Annotated in this window: 17 protein-coding genes; 14 read left to right on the top strand and 3 right to left on the bottom strand. The window is 39.3% G+C overall.

Annotated elements, in window-relative coordinates; all coding sequences use genetic code 11:
• Nucleotide 1: 1 nt before the first annotated feature.
• From DBR39_RS23840 to DBR39_RS23830, 3 genes are all read left to right on the top strand, one after another.
• Nucleotides 2–559 carry an NADPH-dependent FMN reductase gene (locus DBR39_RS23840; RefSeq protein ID WP_124537158.1) on the top strand — a complete coding sequence of 186 codons (558 nt, stop codon included), beginning with the start codon at nt 2–4 and terminating at the stop codon, nt 557–559.
• Between the two features lie 77 nt (nt 560–636).
• Complete coding sequence (locus DBR39_RS23835; protein ID WP_124537157.1) at nt 637–960, top strand: 2Fe-2S iron-sulfur cluster-binding protein; 324 nt, start codon at nt 637–639, stop codon at nt 958–960.
• 144 nt (nt 961–1,104) lie between these two features.
• The gene (locus DBR39_RS23830) at nt 1,105–1,455 is read left to right on the top strand and encodes a 4Fe-4S dicluster domain-containing protein (RefSeq protein ID WP_124537156.1); all 351 of its coding nucleotides are present in this window, start codon (nt 1,105–1,107) and stop codon (nt 1,453–1,455) included.
• Nucleotides 1,456–1,542: 87 nt separating this feature from the next.
• On the opposite strand, the gene DBR39_RS23825 is transcribed toward DBR39_RS23830, so the two are convergent.
• Nucleotides 1,543–2,478, bottom strand: coding sequence for a ketopantoate reductase family protein (locus tag DBR39_RS23825; protein WP_124537155.1), 936 nt, complete (start codon nt 2,476–2,478; stop codon nt 1,543–1,545).
• 63 nt (nt 2,479–2,541) lie between these two features.
• Entirely contained in the window at nt 2,542–3,123 is a 582-nt protein-coding gene (locus DBR39_RS23820) for a Crp/Fnr family transcriptional regulator (RefSeq protein WP_124537154.1), read from the bottom strand.
• Between the two features lie 343 nt (nt 3,124–3,466).
• Between DBR39_RS23820 and DBR39_RS23815 the strand changes: the two genes are divergently transcribed.
• The 11 genes from DBR39_RS23815 to DBR39_RS23765 all read left to right on the top strand — a co-directional run bounded on the left by DBR39_RS23815 (nt 3,467) and on the right by DBR39_RS23765 (nt 13,479).
• Entirely contained in the window at nt 3,467–3,895 is a 429-nt protein-coding gene (locus tag DBR39_RS23815; protein WP_124537153.1) for a hypothetical protein, read from the top strand.
• A gap of 106 nt (nt 3,896–4,001) precedes the next feature.
• Entirely contained in the window at nt 4,002–4,355 is a 354-nt protein-coding gene (locus DBR39_RS23810; protein WP_124537152.1) for a hydrogenase maturation nickel metallochaperone HypA, read from the top strand.
• A 1-nt stretch (nt 4,356) separates the two neighbouring features.
• The gene (hypB, locus tag DBR39_RS23805) at nt 4,357–5,073 is read left to right on the top strand and encodes a hydrogenase nickel incorporation protein HypB (protein WP_124537151.1); all 717 of its coding nucleotides are present in this window, start codon (nt 4,357–4,359) and stop codon (nt 5,071–5,073) included.
• A 4-nt stretch (nt 5,074–5,077) separates the two neighbouring features.
• Nucleotides 5,078–5,554 carry an urease accessory protein UreE gene (locus DBR39_RS23800; protein WP_185147256.1) on the top strand — a complete coding sequence of 159 codons (477 nt, stop codon included), beginning with the start codon at nt 5,078–5,080 and terminating at the stop codon, nt 5,552–5,554.
• Nucleotides 5,544–6,557 carry an ABC transporter substrate-binding protein gene (locus tag DBR39_RS23795; protein ID WP_124537150.1) on the top strand — a complete coding sequence of 338 codons (1,014 nt, stop codon included), beginning with the start codon at nt 5,544–5,546 and terminating at the stop codon, nt 6,555–6,557. Before DBR39_RS23800 ends, DBR39_RS23795 begins: the two co-directional genes overlap by 11 nt.
• Entirely contained in the window at nt 6,557–7,567 is a 1,011-nt protein-coding gene (locus DBR39_RS23790; protein ID WP_185147255.1) for an iron ABC transporter permease, read from the top strand. Before DBR39_RS23795 ends, DBR39_RS23790 begins: the two co-directional genes overlap by 1 nt.
• A complete protein-coding gene (locus DBR39_RS23785) occupies nt 7,564–8,334 on the top strand; it encodes an ABC transporter ATP-binding protein (RefSeq protein ID WP_124537149.1) in 771 nt (256 codons plus the stop codon). Before DBR39_RS23790 ends, DBR39_RS23785 begins: the two co-directional genes overlap by 4 nt.
• Nucleotides 8,335–8,340: 6 nt before the next feature.
• Complete coding sequence (locus DBR39_RS23780) at nt 8,341–8,865, top strand: GNAT family N-acetyltransferase (RefSeq protein ID WP_124537148.1); 525 nt, start codon at nt 8,341–8,343, stop codon at nt 8,863–8,865.
• A gap of 16 nt (nt 8,866–8,881) precedes the next feature.
• Nucleotides 8,882–11,314 (top strand): TonB-dependent siderophore receptor, encoded by a 2,433-nt coding sequence (locus tag DBR39_RS23775; protein WP_124537147.1) that lies wholly within the window; start codon nt 8,882–8,884, stop codon nt 11,312–11,314.
• Between the two features lie 218 nt (nt 11,315–11,532).
• Nucleotides 11,533–12,288, top strand: a complete 756-nt coding sequence (locus DBR39_RS23770; RefSeq protein ID WP_124537146.1) for a helix-turn-helix domain-containing protein — start codon at nt 11,533–11,535, stop codon at nt 12,286–12,288.
• Between the two features lie 27 nt (nt 12,289–12,315).
• Complete coding sequence (locus DBR39_RS23765; protein WP_124537145.1) at nt 12,316–13,479, top strand: FAD-dependent oxidoreductase; 1,164 nt, start codon at nt 12,316–12,318, stop codon at nt 13,477–13,479.
• Between the two features lie 106 nt (nt 13,480–13,585).
• Here DBR39_RS23765 and DBR39_RS23760 read toward each other — a convergent pair whose 3' ends face one another.
• The gene (locus DBR39_RS23760; RefSeq protein ID WP_124537144.1) at nt 13,586–16,591 is read right to left on the bottom strand and encodes a reprolysin-like metallopeptidase; all 3,006 of its coding nucleotides are present in this window, start codon (nt 16,589–16,591) and stop codon (nt 13,586–13,588) included.
• Nucleotides 16,592–16,674: the final 83 nt, after the last annotated feature.

The following is a 16,674-nucleotide window of genomic DNA, read 5'->3' as shown; positions in this document are numbered from 1 at the left end:
AATGAAAGCAATCATATTCAACGGATCACTGGAAAGAAGAACTCAATCTACTTCCGGACTGATTTCGAACTATTTTTCAGAACGCCTGAAGATATTGGGAATCCGGACTGAAGTTTTTACCCTTGCAGATTCCGGCATTCCGCTGTTTGATGTCACTCTTCCCAAAACTCCTTTGGCAGTAGAACGGATGGCTCAACTATTTACAGAGGCTGACTTACACATCTGGCTGGCCCCACTCTACCACGGAAGTATTCCGGGCGTGATGAAAAACTGCCTGGACTGGCTTGAAGTCACTGCAAGTTGGTACGAGCCTTATCTCACGGATAAAACTGTGGGGCTGGTATGCTGGGCAGATGGTCTTCAGGCAATGCAGGGGATCAATGCTATGGATTCTATCGCCAAGTCATTGCGTGCCTGGCCACTGCCATTCAGTGTACCTGTTGTCAGATCATCATTATTTGCCCCTGAAAATTCAACTGAAATTTCTGAGCTCTATTCCGGTAAGTTTGATAAGCTCATCAGCATTGCAACGTCTAAAAAAATAGAAAAACGACTATAAACCATTTATAACATGATAGAAACAGATATACTGATCAGGGATGTTATTCTGTAAATGACCACTATCGACTAAGGATTATGGAAAATGAAATTACCATTACCGTTATCGACCAAAACGGTAATACACATACTTTACTGTGCCCTTTAGAAATGGGACTCAGTCTTAAAGATATCTGCAAAGCCTATGAATTACCTATGGAAGCCATGTGTGGAGGTATGGCTATGTGTGCAACCTGTCATTGCTTTATTTTGAGTGAAACGATTCCTCTGCCTGAAAAAAATGATATGGAAGAAGCTTTATTATCAGAATTATTTACGACCAAAACAACCAGCAGATTAGCCTGCCAGATTCACCTTACAGCCCAGATGGATGGACTGTCGGTAGAAATCGCTGCAGATTAATCCTTTAAAAATAAAAATTAGCACGCTTTATGCTGCTTATTTTCAAAGAACAGTATTGAACTGCTGTAATTAAGTTTAGCGGGGATTTCCGAATCGTGAAACGTTGAAGAAATCCCTTTTTTAAACCCTTTAAATTCAAACAATATGGCTATAAAAATAACAGATGCCTGTATCAACTGTGGAGCCTGCGAACCTGAATGCCCCAACTCAGCCATTTACGAAGGTGCTATCGACTGGCGCTGGAAAGACAAAACAAAACTTTCAGGACCTATAACGTTTCCTGATGGTACTGAAGGTAATGCCGATGATTATCATCCAGCTGTATCGGATGAAGTTTATTATATCGTATCCGGGAAATGTACAGAATGTAAAGGGTTTCATGATGAACCGCAATGTAAAGCGGTATGTCCTGTAGACTGTTGTGTGGATGATCCTGACCATCGGGAAACAGAAGAAGTGCTATTGGACCGGCAGAAATTCATGCATAGTGCTTAAACTTCTATCTTTTATATTTAATTTCAATAGGGGCGGGTTTTAACCCGCCCTTTTTTATATTTTTTCTTCTTTGGCTTTAGCCCAAACTTATTTTTCTTTAATCTCAGTATAGATTTTTTGAGTAAAAGGGGTTTCAACGCCTACTTCGGCACCATATTTTAGCACAGCTCCGGCAAACAATTCCAGTTCGTTCTCCTTCTTTCCCGAATTGATATCAAGCTGCAAGGAAGTAGGAGTTTCAAAAGGAAATGTAGAAGCTTTTTCAAAAGTTGCACGAATGATATCTTCCTGCAGATCAATTCCTTTTTTGGTTGCAATCAGTTGTATTTCGTTCATAATTCCGGTCGCTTCTTTCTTCTGATGTTCATCAGTACATACGGCACCCATAGACGAATTATGCTTTGCTGTTACCAATCCGAAACTTGCAATGAATATGAATTTCGTCCAGATAGCTGTTAATGAATTATCTTTAAAATCAAACTTTATTTTACTTTCATTCAATAAGTCTGTAACCCATTCCACCGGAGTAGAAAAATGCTCAGGATCTCTTCCCACAATTATTTTACCGGCATTTCCTTTGTGCTCTACTGTTCCTCTTTCCTTAATATGGGAAGCCACATACACACAGGTTGGAAGAACGGTATGGTCTGGAATTATGGTACGTATTCTGTCATAAATATCGGCTCCGTTCATCATCGGAAGCAGTATGGTGTCTTTGTTAATGACTGGCAGTAACTGCTTGCAGACGTTTTCAAGGTCATATTCTTTTACACAGATCAGAACAAGATCAGGATTTTTGATATCCCCGATGTTCTGCACAATAGCATTAGGATGAGTCTGCGGATTGGAATGCTCAGGAGATAAAAGAGTCAATCCGTTTTCTTTTACTTTCTCATAGGTCTCTCCGCGGGCAACAAAAGATACCGTATATTTTTCGGAAACTTCATTGGACTGATTTATTTTAAAACCAAAGTAACCACCTACTCCACCCAATCCTACAACGACAATATGTTTTTTGTTCATGAAATTATTTTTAGCAAAGATGGGTGATCGCTTCTGAACTATCACTTGACAAATGAAAAGAAATTATATTTTATGAATATCCCTTCTGATCCGGCTCAGTGAGCTGTCTTTAATTCCCAGATAGGAAGCAATTACTTTCAATGGAACATGCTGAAAAATATCAGGATCTTTCTTCATGAGGTTGAAATATCTTGTTGAAGCCTTCTGGCTGGCCATTTCTATCAGCCTGTCATGAATATGATAATAATTGAGGACAAAAAGAAGTCTGCTAAACTCTCTGAATTCAGGAATATTATGGAAATTATGCTGTACATTTTCCAATCCTGTCTCCCAGAAAACACAATCTGTAACGGTTTGATAGGTTTCTTTGGTGGGCTGCTGTCTGAAAAAGGAAAGAAAATCATTCACAAAACACGGAGCTCTATAAATATGGGTCGTAATCTCCTCATTATCTTCATTGAGTATATACGACCGGACATACCCTTTTTCCAGAAAATAGGTTTTGGTACTGATCGCATCTTTATTCAACAAAACTGTATTCGCTTTTAATTCAAAATAATTAAAGGTTTCTGTAATCTTTTCAACCACTTCCCCTTTGATACTGAATAGGGAATGAAAATATGTGTTAATTGATGTTTTATCCATGAGAGTAAGTGCTAGTGAACATCTATTTGAAATCGGTCCGAACAAAAATAGTATTTATAAAACATTAAAGATTAAAAAAGAAAAGTTTAATACTTAAATCCTACTTCTATTTTTTTGCAGTTCAAATAAAAACCATGTTATTTCAATGCTTAAAAATGTCATTCTTTTACGGTAAAAAAACTATGGTTCGCAGTCACCATTTTAAACATTATTATTGACCTCTAAATTTCCCTCCGCATTCAAACACGAAACAATCATAACTGATTATCAATAAAGTAAAAACATATAAATTTAAAAAACTACTATTTCCAATGAGTATAAAGCGTTGCATTTAATCCCGTTTTTGAACATTTTTAAAAGGTTTTTGGTAAGAACACAGGCTGGTAAAAGTTTTACATTTGCAGTACCGATGAAGAAGTCTTTCTACATATCCGTTACTTTTCTGCTGATCCTGTTTCTTACTATAATGACAGGACTTTCCAGTGACAGGAAAAATAACGCTCACGAAAGCCATTCAAAGGATCAGGTTGGTTTAAAATCGTCCGAAGCTGTACAGCATGGGATGTTATTCATTGCCTCTATGGCTGAAAATGATTTTGATGCAGACAAAGCTTTCTTCGATCTTCCTTTTATTCTTTTTGCTTACCATAAAGTATTGTGGGGGATTAATTTAAACTCTAATGTTTCTGCAGGTTCTGCTTCAGAATCTGTACATCATTACCATCTTCCCAAATATCTTTTGTTCCATAATCTAAAGATCAGTATTTCTTAATTATTATCTGTAAAGCCCATTCTACGGGTATTTGCAATTCATTTTTCTTAAAGAGGTTATCCGCCATTTTCCGGATAATCAGTTTTCACCTATAAACCAATAAGCTATGCATGAATTAAGTATAGTGAAGGATATTTTTGACACTTTGAAAGAACATTATGACGCCAAAGTAGAAGATATCCAGCAGGTTCAGGTAACAGCAGGATTGCTTTCCAATGTTCAGCCTGTCCTCATTCAGAATGCATTTGATGCATTCATTACCGACCACCCCTACTATCGGGAAATGGAACTTGAAGTGCTCGTCAATGATATTATTGCCCATTGTGAACAGTGTAAAAAAGACTTCCCCGTCAGATACCACAGGTTTGTCTGTGATGACTGCGGAACTCCATCAGCTCATATCGTACAGGGAAACGAACTCTTTATCTCAAAAGTAATTTTCAAACAAAAAACCCATTAATATGTCAACAGCTAATCCAAAAAGTTTAGGAAACCGTATAGGTTCCGTTCAATGTGATAATACAACCCTTCATTTATTAAAGGCTAATGATTTTGTAGCCAAAGCCATCAGAGAACGATTAAAAGACATTTGCGTCATCAATGTATGCTCATCACCGGGTTCCGGAAAAACCACCTTAATGCAGGAAACAGGAAAACGACTGGCCCAGGATCTTAACATCTCCATTCTTGTCGGAGATCCAGAAACCGAGCGCGATGCTATCAGAATGCGTGAAGCTGGAATCAATGCGCTGCAAATCGTAACAGGTGGAATGTGTCATATTGAAGCGCAGATGATTCTGCAGGCTCTGGATCATATTGACCTGGAAGGAGTGGATTTATTATTCATAGAAAATGTAGGAAATCTTCTTTGTCCATCTGCTTTTGACCTTGGAGAAGATTACCGTGTAACCCTTCTGGCCTCTACAGAAGGAGATGACAAGCCTAAAAAATATCCGCGTATGTTTTTAACCAGTGAACTGATGCTTGTTTCCAAAGCTGATTTGCTTCCCTATGTTCCCTTCTCTGTAGAAGCTGTAACAAAAGATGCCCATGAGGTGAACCCTAATCTGGAAGTGATGACCATCAGCACCTTAAACGGAGACGGAATTGACGAATGGTGCAACTGGCTGAAAGAGAAAGTAAAACTGAAAAAAGAAAGCGCTGCTCAGGAAGCTTAAACTTATGAATACCACATCGCCAATCGTAATAGATCAAGTGAAAGCAGGTGAAAATCTGAATGAACTGCACCCTGATACCCTGGAAATCGAATGGTTTGAAAATAAAAAACAAAAACTGACCCGGACTACAAAATCCGGGCAGATTTTGGAACTGAGGTTAGAGAACAGAAAAGAATGGGGTCACGGAGAACATTTATACAGCAATGATCAGCTCATCGCTATGGTTAAAATCAAAACATGCCTTACAATATGTTTCTCTGCAAAAAATGATGCTGAAGCAGCAGACTTCTGCTACTTTATCGGAAACCAGCATCTGCCGATATTTTTAATCCGTCAGCAACAATTTGCGGTTCCTTACGATGGACGCTTATACGAGCAATTATCCGCAAGATATGGGACACGAATTGAGCTTACAGACAATCAGTTATTATCCTCCCAATCGTTACGTTATCTGGCAAAAAATAAAGCACATGAAAATTAAAAGTTTTTTGATAACAAGTCTTTCCGCATTGCTTATTCTCCTGCAAAGCTGCAATACCCCAAAAGACTCTGAGCACAAAGGAAATGTATCCAACACCCAGGTCACTGCAACCGACAGCAGAGGCAAAACCATCACTCTTCCCCATGAAGCCATGCGCGTTGTCATCTTATACAATGCTCTTGTTGATGATGTTTATATGCTTCAGGCGGGTGACAAAATTGTAGGAATTCCACAGCAGATCTATGAAATGGAAGATACATATCAATTCCTTTCTAAACTGGATAAGCGAATTAAAAATAAAAGCATTGCAACTCCTACTTTTGGCGGACAATCCAGCAACGCAGAAAGCATAGTAGGGCTGAAACCTGATTTGGTATTGACTTTTAGCACAGACGAAGACAATATCAGCCAAATTGAAAATCTTGGTATTCCCGTGTTTACTTTTTCTTCTTTAAATGATGAAAAAATTCTGGAAGAGTTGAAAAATGTAGGGAAACTTCTTGGAAAGCAAAAACGCGCAGAAGAAATTACAGGATATGTTTCTGAAGAAGTGAAAAAAATGAGAGCCACTCATGAAACATCACCTAAAAAGATTTATTATGCCTGGTCAAAAGGACGGATCATGTCTACTTCCGGGAAAGGAAGCCTCATCGATATGGCCATCACGCTGGCCGGAGCTCAAAATGCATGCACGGTTCCAATAGAAGCACCGAATATCAGCGCAGAAACAATGTATAAATGGAATCCTGATTTGATTATCCTTTGGAATTCCAAACTGTCGGATGTGTACAGTCTTAAAGAGCTGGCTGCACTTCCCGCTGTAAAAAACAAACAGGTATTTGTCATGTCGCCTTCATTTCCTTATGATCCGCATACAGTAAAATTTATGCTGTTTGCCAAGCAGCTCCGTCACTGGTGCATGCCGGAATATACTCAGGAACAGCTGGATCAGGATGTGAAAAAAGCTTTTGAAATCATCTATGGTAAAAAAGGATTACTCTAATGGTGAAAAACAGTAAAATAGTTTTCATATTAATCTTTCTGCCTCTTATATTGGGATTCGTTTCTTTAATGATAGGTTCCAGTGAGAATATAGGTTTGGGAGAACTGTTCTATCATATCGCCCTGGAATTGGGGATTTCTAAAAATGAACCTATTATACAGGGAAGTTTGCACACAATTTTATGGCAGGTACGCCTTCCAAGAATTGTCCTTACTTTTTTGGTGGGCGCTTCGCTGGCCTCTTCCGGAGGAGTGCTTCAGGCTGTTTTCAGGAATCCGATTGTGGATCCCTTTACCCTGGGAATCTCTTCAGGTTCTGCATTTGGAGCAGCATTGGCGATGTTGTTCCCGGTGATGGCAGTCAATCTTTCGGCTTTTATTTTTGGAGTCGCAGCGGTAGTTATTACGTTCCTTGTTTCTTATTCCGGAGCCAAAACTTCTATTATAAGTATGGTTCTCGCGGGAATGATCGTATCAGGGGTATTTACAGCGCTGCTGACGGTTCTGCAATATCTGAGTGATCCTTATAAACTGCAGGCCATTGTACAGTGGACTATGGGAAATCTCCATACCGCTTCATGGCAAAAAGTACATATGGCAATATTTCCGATTCTTATCGGATTATTTGTGATTATTATGCTTCGCTGGAAACTGAATCTTCTGGCACTGGGAGATCATGAAGCCATGGCAGTGGGCGTAAATCCTACTCTTTTTAAACTTATCCTGATGGCTGTAGCGACAATGATCACCGCCTCATCAGTGGCTGCTGTAGGGGTAATCAGTTTGTTTGGATTGATTGTTCCCCATATCAGCAGAATGATTTTCGGACCCAATAATACAATCACGGTCTGGGCCAACATCAGTATCGGTGGCACATTTTTATTATTAATTGATGATTTTTCCCGTACTGTAATGCCTTTTGAGATCCCGATCGGGGTTTTTACCATGATTATCGGAGCCCCTATTTTCATCTATCTGATGTGTCGAAATGCTATAAACTGGAACTCATGAAAAATATAATCTCTCTTGAACAGCTTTCTTTTTGCTACGGAAAAGAAGAAGTACTGAAAAATGTAAAGGCAGACTTTAAAAAAGGCAGACTTTCCGTCATTTTGGGAAGAAACGGAAGCGGAAAATCAACCTTATTCAAGATCATTGCAGGACTGGAAAAAAAATACACAGGAAGCGTATGTATTGGCAATAAAGAACGAAGAAAAATAAAAACAGGAACGTCATTTCCTCTCCGTCTGGGATTTTTAACCCAGTTTCATCAGACTACTTTTCCGTTTACCGTATTTGATGTAATCCTGACAGGGCGGGCTTCATTTTCAAGATTTTCCCCTGGAAAGGCAGACTATAAAGAGGTTGAAGCGATCCTTCGGAAACTTAATTTAATCCACTTAAAAGACAAACCTTACACTTCTCTTTCCGGTGGTGAACGTCAGTTGGTATTGTTATGCCGAATATTGGTTCAAAAACCTGACGTGCTGATGCTAGATGAACCCACCAACCATCTCGACCTTCATTATCAGGTCGCAGTACTGGAAGTCATCCGCCAGTTGGTGAATGAAGGAACTACTGTTTTGTGTGTGATGCATGATCCTAATCTCGCTTTCCTGTTTGGGGATGATTTTTTTGTCATGCGTCATCATGAGCTGGTTTCTGTTCAGTCTATGGAAACAGACGAACTGCAACGGCTTCTTGAAGATACTTATGAGGTTCCTTTACTGGCTTTAGACAACAACGGAACTCCAATGTTTGCCCCTCAATTAAAATAAAAATATATGAAAAACAATGAAGAAATAACAATATCGAAAGTAGAAGACTATCATGTATTTGAAGTACTTCCTTATGTGATGGAATTCAGGCGCCAGCTGTATCCTTTGCTTGATCCGCTGATCGTTCCCAAAGATCTGGTTAATTTTGAACAGAATTACCTTCACGCTCCATCCGGGTCCTTTATACAGGCTCGTACAACGGAGGGAAAACTTATAGGAGTGATCGGAATGATGCCCTATGACTATCGGTTCTCTCACTTGGATATTGATCAAATGAGAACTGTAGAAGTAGCGAGATTATTCGTTAACCCTGATTACAGAAGAGCTGGTATTGCTACCCGGCTATTTCAGGAACTTGTAAAAACGGCTCAGGAAAAAAATATCAGACGTCTGTACCTGCACACTCATCCTTTCCTTAAAGGAGCCTATGAATATTGGCTGAAACAGGGCTTCAGACTTCTCAAATCCTGCTATGAAGGAACCTATCCTACTTTGCACATGGAGCTGATGATTTCAGAGAAAAATAAATAATACAGAGAAAATATACATGAATACAACAAAGAAAGTATTATACATCAACGGTATGATGCTCTTACTTCCTTTTGCCTTATCGGCACAGGAAATACATCCTGTTTTTGGAAAAGTTTTGAACCAGGAGGGAAAAATAATTTCCCAAGCCATCATTTCCTTGAATCAGGGAACAACTGCTACCACAGGTAAAGACGGTAGTTTTACATTTGAAAATCAGGTTCAGTATCCGGCTCAGCTTACGATTGATGCTAAAGGATATTCCGGCTCTCATATCACCCTGGATTCTCTTTCTTATGATGATAAAAAAGGGATTATTATTCGTCTGGCAGAAAATCAAACCAATATTCAGGAAATTCTGGTCACTGCCCGCAGAAACAATTCTTACCTTACGAATAATCTTGAACTGGGTGGGAAATTTTCAGGAAACTTAAAAGATCTTCCACAGTCGGTTTCTATTGTAAGCAGCGAGTTTATGGAAGACAAACAGGCTTATACAACGCGCGAAGTGGCACAGGATTTGGCAGGCGTAACGACCGCTTCTTCTTATGATGATCTTATCATTCGGGGGTTTAAAAGCGGTTATGAAACCGGAATCCGTCTCGTGAACGGACTTCGTTCAGGGTACAGCTATGGAAACAGCTACTACCGTTCTCCTCTGACGATTAATCTGGAAAGTGTTTCTGTTTTAAAAGGTCCGGGAGCCTCTTTATTCGGTGACATTACTCCTGGTGGAACCATCAATATGGTCACAAAAAAACCGCTGGAAGCCCAGAAAGGATCAGTGAATTTTTCGGTGGGAAGCTTTCAGACAGTCCGTACAAGTATTGATCTTGGCGGACCATTGGATAAGGATAAGAAAATCCTGTACCGTCTGAATGCAGGCTATGAAGACAGCAAAACGTTCCGGAATGTCAATCAGCAAAAGAACTTTATGATTGCTCCCTCTTTTACTTTCAAACCACTGGATGGAACCCAGGTAGACATAGATCTTGTGTACGATCAGTTTCATGGATATCTGGACCGTGGAATGGGTCTTAGGAACAATGATTTCTATGCTCTGCCCCGCTCTTTTACGTTGAGCCAGCCTTCAGATTTTTACAACACAAAATCTTTCTCTTTCAGTGCAAGAGTAAGCCAGAGACTTACACATAATCTTTCATTGAATGCCAGCTATATGAAGTCGGTTTATCAGGAAGACGTCAATGAACACCGCACCTTGAACAGCTACGCCGATGCGCCCAACAATACGATTATGAATATGCGCTTCTTTGACCGCCATGGAAAAGACTATACAGATAATTCTGTAGTGTATCTGAAATGGGACCCCACCGGAAATATCATCAAACATCATCTTATAGCCGGAGTAGATTATGCACAATATGAAGGAGACAGCAACAACCAACAGCGTGAAGCCAGACAGCAGAAAATAGACGGAAAAACAGTTCCTCTTACATTTGACCTTAATAATCCTACGTATACCACGCATGATCTCAGTAATTATGTATGGCTGGCACAGGGCAGTTATCCATTTTTAAGCCCTTATAAAACAACAGGAATTTATGTGCAGGATCAGATTTCATTCGCGGAAAAACTGAAGCTTGTTGTAGGATTGCGTCATGAGCATTATTATTCTGAAACCATCAATTCTGCCAACCGCTACAGTGCCACACAAAATGCATGGCTGCCCCGTATCGGGCTGACGTATCAGATCAATGATCAGATCAATTACTTTGCAAGCTACTCTCAGGGTTTTGCCCCTGTGGGAGCCAATTTTATTCAGAATTATCAGGATTACGGAGCGGATAAACCTTTTACAGCAGAGCATAGTTTGCAGATTGAAACAGGTCTTAAAACCGGCTTTTTTAAGAATCAACTGCAGATGGACCTTTCTCTCTTTCAGATTGAACGCCGAAATATGCTGATCGCTACAGGTGAAATCAGTACAACCGGCTTTCCAGTTTACAGACAATCAGGGCAAGCTGTATCAAAAGGGGTTGAGCTGGATATCCGCGGACAGTTGACCAAAGAATTTCAGATCATGGGAAATTACACCTACAATCAGACTGAAGTAAAATCATCTTCTATTGCTTCAGAAGTAGGCCAGGCTTTACCCGGGGCTCCTAAAAATATGGCAAGCATGTGGCTGAAATATGTGTTTTCAACGACTGCTTTGAAAGGATTGGGATTCGGAGCCGGAGTTTATTATGTAGATACCAGACGTATGGACAACAGCATCGGAAAAGATAGTGCCGGAAATGCACTTTGGGGAGAATGGCCTTCTTATACCACTGTAAATGCAGCAGTATATTACCATATCGGAAAGATGAAAATGTCTGTGAATATCAACAATATTTTTGACAGGTACTATTTCCTGGGTGGTTTTGATTATACGCGGGCTTTCCCGGGAGCGCCCAGAAATGTAATGGCTTCTGTAGGGTATTCATTTTAACCGTTTTTAATATATTTTTTAATCTTGTGGAAACCTGGGCTATATTTTTTATAGTCCGGGTTTATTTTTAATTCTATTTACTAGTTTTAAAACGCAAGAATTTTATCTTCGGTAAAACGGATGACCAGATATCATTATGAATTTTTATTGGGCTTGCTGGTTTATCTCAAATTTTGTAATTTTCTTCATTAAAAAGCAGTCTTCTGCAAGCAATACTTATGGACAATGACTTCTATTATCATTTCATCGAGCCCGATAAAGAGATCGCTGATTTTGTAGAAAATCTGGGAACTTTTCAGAATCTTTCCGATGAAGCTAAAGAAGTTGTCATTATTCCCGACGGAAGAATAGATCTATTTTTCTCACAGTCGGCTTCCGAACCTTTCCACATTACCCTTCTCGGCTTGGAAACGTATCCTGAACAAAGGTATATTCATCCCCATACCCTTGCTTTTGTTGTCAGTTTCAAACCTCTTGCTGTTGAGTATATTTTACAGACTTCCATCGCAGATTTATTAAATATTGGAAAAGAACTCTCTTCTGATTTCTGGAATTTTAACGCTGATGATATAAAGGATTTTGATGCTTCCTGTTTAAAAGCAATTCAAAAAATAAAAGATCTCCTTCCTCAAAAAGTGGATGAAAGAAAACGTAAACTTTTTGATTTGATTTATGCTTCAAAAGGAGAAATGAGCGTGCTGGAGCTGTCTGAGAAAACGGGCTGGAGCAGCAGGCAGATCAACCGGTATTTTACCAAACAGCTGGGTTTATCATTGAAGGCCTACTCTACTATATTGCGTTTCAGGGCATCATTGGAACATATTGCACAGGGAAGACTTTTTCCTGAGCTCAACTACACCGATCAGAATCATTTCATCAAAGAAGTGAAGAAATTTTCAGGAGTTGCCCCTAAAGAATTATCCAAAAATAAAAACGACCGATTTGTACTATTATCAGTGTTGAAAGGAAAATAAATTTGCATTGTAAAATTTAAATTAAAAATGCTGATAGAAAATAAAGCAATAGCAATCGTTGGTGGTGGTCCGGCAGGACTTACGCTGGCAAGACTTTTACAACTAAAAGGCGCCCATGTAAAAGTATATGAAAGAGACTTTAATCAATATGCACGGGTACAGGGTTCCCCTCTCGATATGCATGAAGATTCAGGGCTGGCAGCTATACGTAAGGCAGAACTGCTGGAAGAGTTTAAAAAGACTTTCCGTCCTGGTGCAGACAGAACTTTGATTCTCAATGAAAAGGCAGAAATATTCTTTAATGATCATGAAACTAAACCTGAAGAGGATTTCGGGCACGAACATTTTCGTCCTGAAATAGACCGCGGTCCGTTAAGAAATATGCTTCTGAAATCCCTACATCCCGAAACTGTAGTCTGGGACAGTCATTTTCTCTCGATGGAACGTCAGGGTGAAGGTTGGTTGCTGCATTTCAAAAACGGAAATTCAGTATATGCAGACCTTGTTATTGCCGGTGATGGAGCCAATTCTAAAATACGCCCCTATCTTACTGATATTAAACCTTTTTATTCCGGAGTGATCATGCTGGAAGGAAATATTTCAAAAGAAAATGCGCCTCAGATTGATGCGATGATTAAAGGTGGAAAGATAATGGCCTTTGGAAATACTAAAAATATTTTACTCGGCCAGAAAGGAAATGGGGATCTTGGATTTTATGCAAGCTTTAAAACAGACGAAAACTGGGTGGTCAACAGCGGTATCGACTTTTCCGATACTACACAGGTATTGAAGTGGTTTAAAACAGAGTACTCTGAATGGAGTCCAATCTGGGATGAACTTTTTGAAAATGCGACGGCTCCTTTTATTCCACGCCTTATTTATTATATGCCTTTGGATCAGACCTGGGAAGCCCAGCCCAATATAACGCTAATAGGAGATGCCGCGCATGTAATGCCGCCATTTGCAGGAGAAGGTGCCAATATGGCTATGCTGGATGCTCTTGAATTGAGTGAATATTTAACGGATAACAGGTACTCCTCTTTACAGGAAGCTATTTCTGACTACGAAAACAATATGCGCAAGAGAGCTGCTATTGCCACACAGGAATCCCTTGAAAACGGAGAGCGAATGCATTCTGAAAAATCATTAACAACCATGCTTGATTTTTTTAATGGTCATTTAAATTCATAATAAACAAAAGGCTGTCTCCAATCGGAGACATCCTTCTTTAGTTAAATAAAATAAATCTTTTTTCTCTCCGCTTTTAGATCCTGATCCGGAGATTCATTTCTGTTTTTTATTTTTTAATTAATTTGGTGTTATAAGTGTTTTTGTCATCTTTTATGGTGATCACATACATTCCTTTTACCAGTGAAGCAACATTGATTCTTTGTCCGTCAAGTTTTCCTTCCTGAACAAGTCTTCCCTCTGCACTATAGATTTTGTAATCAGCTTTACCCTTTAGGTTTTTCACTTCTACAAATGTATCTGCCGGGTTAGGGTAAATAGATATTTCTGATGATTTTGTGTCTGTTATTTCTCTCACAGCAAGAGTATTCGCCGTAATTTTCACGGGAAGATCCATAACCCCTCCTGCCTGACTTGGAATTTCACCGCAAACATCATTCAGAGCTGTGTTGGAAAACTTACCTACAATTCTCATCCTTAGTAATTTATCTCCGGAATAAGTAGCTGCTGGAACTGTAAAGCTAATGTTACCCATCCCAACATTACCTGCAGGGGCTCCACCGGATGCCTGAGCAATTCTTTCCGATACTTCGAAAATTCCGTTTCTGTTGTAATCAATCCATGCAGACACGTTTACCTGCATACCGCTTTGCAACAGGTTTCCTATTCTAGGTGCAATAGTATATGTATTACCTTGCGTCAAATTAACAATCTTAGTAGGATCTTCGCTTAAATCTTTATAAGATCTTGCTGTAGCATCAGTATAATCAATATTGGCAACCGCCACTTTTAATATTGCTCCTAAGTAAGGGGATCCTGAGCTTAGTACGCAGTAATCAACTCCTGTTATTAACCCTTTTGTTTTAAATGTATAATTATTGGAAAAAGCTCCAGGCGCTGAATTGACTACAGCTGCCACCTGTACTTCATAATTCGTTTCGTCTTCTAAGTTATTCAGTACCACAGAATTTGCCTGACTAGTCGCATTAGACCAGTTTACAGTCCCTGCTTTTCTATAATTAACAGAATAAGTAGCCCCCGGAACACTGTTCCATGAAACTCTTGCTGTTGTTTTGAAAACTTCAGTATCTATGGTAGAAATTCCTGTAGGTGCTGACGTAGAAGACGTAGGAGCATTTCCTACAGTAACAGCAGGTGACACTGCATAAAATATATTCCCTATGGCTGATACTCTTAGTTTAACTGTTCCACTTAGATTACCCGGCATTTGTACATTATAACTTCCGGTATTGGGCGTTGCAGCAACCAGATCTGTCCATGTAACTCCGTTATTTGTAGTATAATCAATTTTTACACTGGCCGTATTATAAGGAGCGGCGTTGGTATTGGCAACATCCCAATATATCGTGTTCATCGCATCATTATACAACACAGAAGATGCCGTAAGTCCATTGAATTTGAAAGGGCCATCATTTTTTACTGCAACGGTCGTTGTAGAACTGGAGACCATAGAACGTTGCGGATTCTGATCTCTTACTGTCACGGCATAATTCAATACGCGAGGAATATAAGATACAGTTTCCCAACTTTGCTTGTTGGTTAGTGATCCGTTCATCACAGTTTCTAACTTAGGGAAATATCTTCTTCCGTCAGCTGTTCCAGGAATTGATCTTGTCAAGGCTCCTTTAGGATTATATCCCCATCCGCTATCTCCTGAAATGGTGGAAAATCCATCTGTACTATCATTTTGCTCCCATGTATAATTCACAGAATCATTTTCTGCATCTGTAGCAGAAGCTTCCAGATAGTAAGCAGTTCCTTTAGGAATATTGTAAGCCACCAAAGGATTAATAGCAGGAGCTGTATTATTAGTGATATTTTGAGAAACTCCACAATTAAGTTTATTTTCTAAATTAGTCAATACCTGATCAATTGATTTGTAATGGAAATAGCCATCTGCATTAGCCTGAACATTATCGTAGGTAATCCCGGCATATCCCATAATGGTTGTTCCTCCTCCGGTTTCTACATTCGCTCCCTGATTTGCATCTGTAACCGAAGTATTTGAAAATGTATGATTAGCTCCCAGCTGATGCCCCATTTCATGAGCCGCAGTAAAGTCAAAAACATCTCCTGCCGGTACAGGCCCCTGTGTATAAGCCGATCCCTTTTGTTTATCCGTATTACTAGCAGGATCTATACAGACAATACCGATTCCTCCTGCATTTCCGCTTCTTTCTGCATTTTGATTAAGAACATGTCCAATATCATAATTCGCATTCCCTACTACAGAAGTAAGTGTTTGCTGTAACTGAGTATTTAAATCATTACTATAAGGATCTGTTGCAGCATCCAGATAGATAAGCTGCGGAAGATTCTGAACCGTTAAATGAGCTCCAAAATCACGTTCGAAAACGCCATTTATACGAGTCATTGTATTATTCATTGCCGCCAGAACAACCCCTTTTTTCACATCATCGGTAGCATTGGCGGGAGTTCCTGCCGCTGTTAATTGATATTGACTGTATTCTCCGGTAACAGACAATGCCATCCTGAAATCTCTGTATTTTGTGTTGGTTGGTCTTTGGGTAATTCCTACTCCTGAAAGCAGTTTTTTACCATTTGCAACCAGTTTTCCAATATCATCAATATGCTTCTCTCCAGTCTCACATGTAAAGCCATGTTCTCCACTTTCTTTTGTTTTGTAGAAAACACCGTACGTTTGTTTATCGGCGCTTATAGGCTCTATAAATTGAAATACTCCATCTTTGATGATCATTGACTGCATATCTGTAGGAGAAGTACTGAATCTCAAATATTTAGAAGTATCATCTACTCCAACTCCTACATAAGAACCTAGCTGGTATCTGTCTACCAGAGATTTATCCATTACCGGATTGCTGTAGACTGCAAATTTTTCGATTTTTCCTTCTACCGTTGGTAAAGAAATAATAACAGGTCTTGCATTTTTCCCTGTTTCTTCAGCATTTTTAAGTATTTCTCTAAGAGACTTCAGGTCTACTCTGTAAGAATGTTGCACTTCTACTCCTTCTCTTATCTGCGAAGTTTTTTGAGAGACAGATTCCCATCTCTGAGCATTAAAAACGGTAAAACAAGATGCTAACGCGCAAACAAATAAAATTCTTTTTTTCATAGATTTATTTAAAGATTATTGTGAATAAGTGTAATTGATATGATTTAGAAAGAGTACATATGAATTAATTGATTAATGACAGC

It is taken from the genome of Chryseobacterium sp. KBW03, from assembly GCF_003852415.1.
GTDB lineage: Bacteria > Bacteroidota > Bacteroidia > Flavobacteriales > Weeksellaceae > Chryseobacterium > Chryseobacterium viscerum.
Note: the sequence above shows the minus strand (reverse complement) of the source record. Positions and strands in the feature narration are given on the sequence as shown.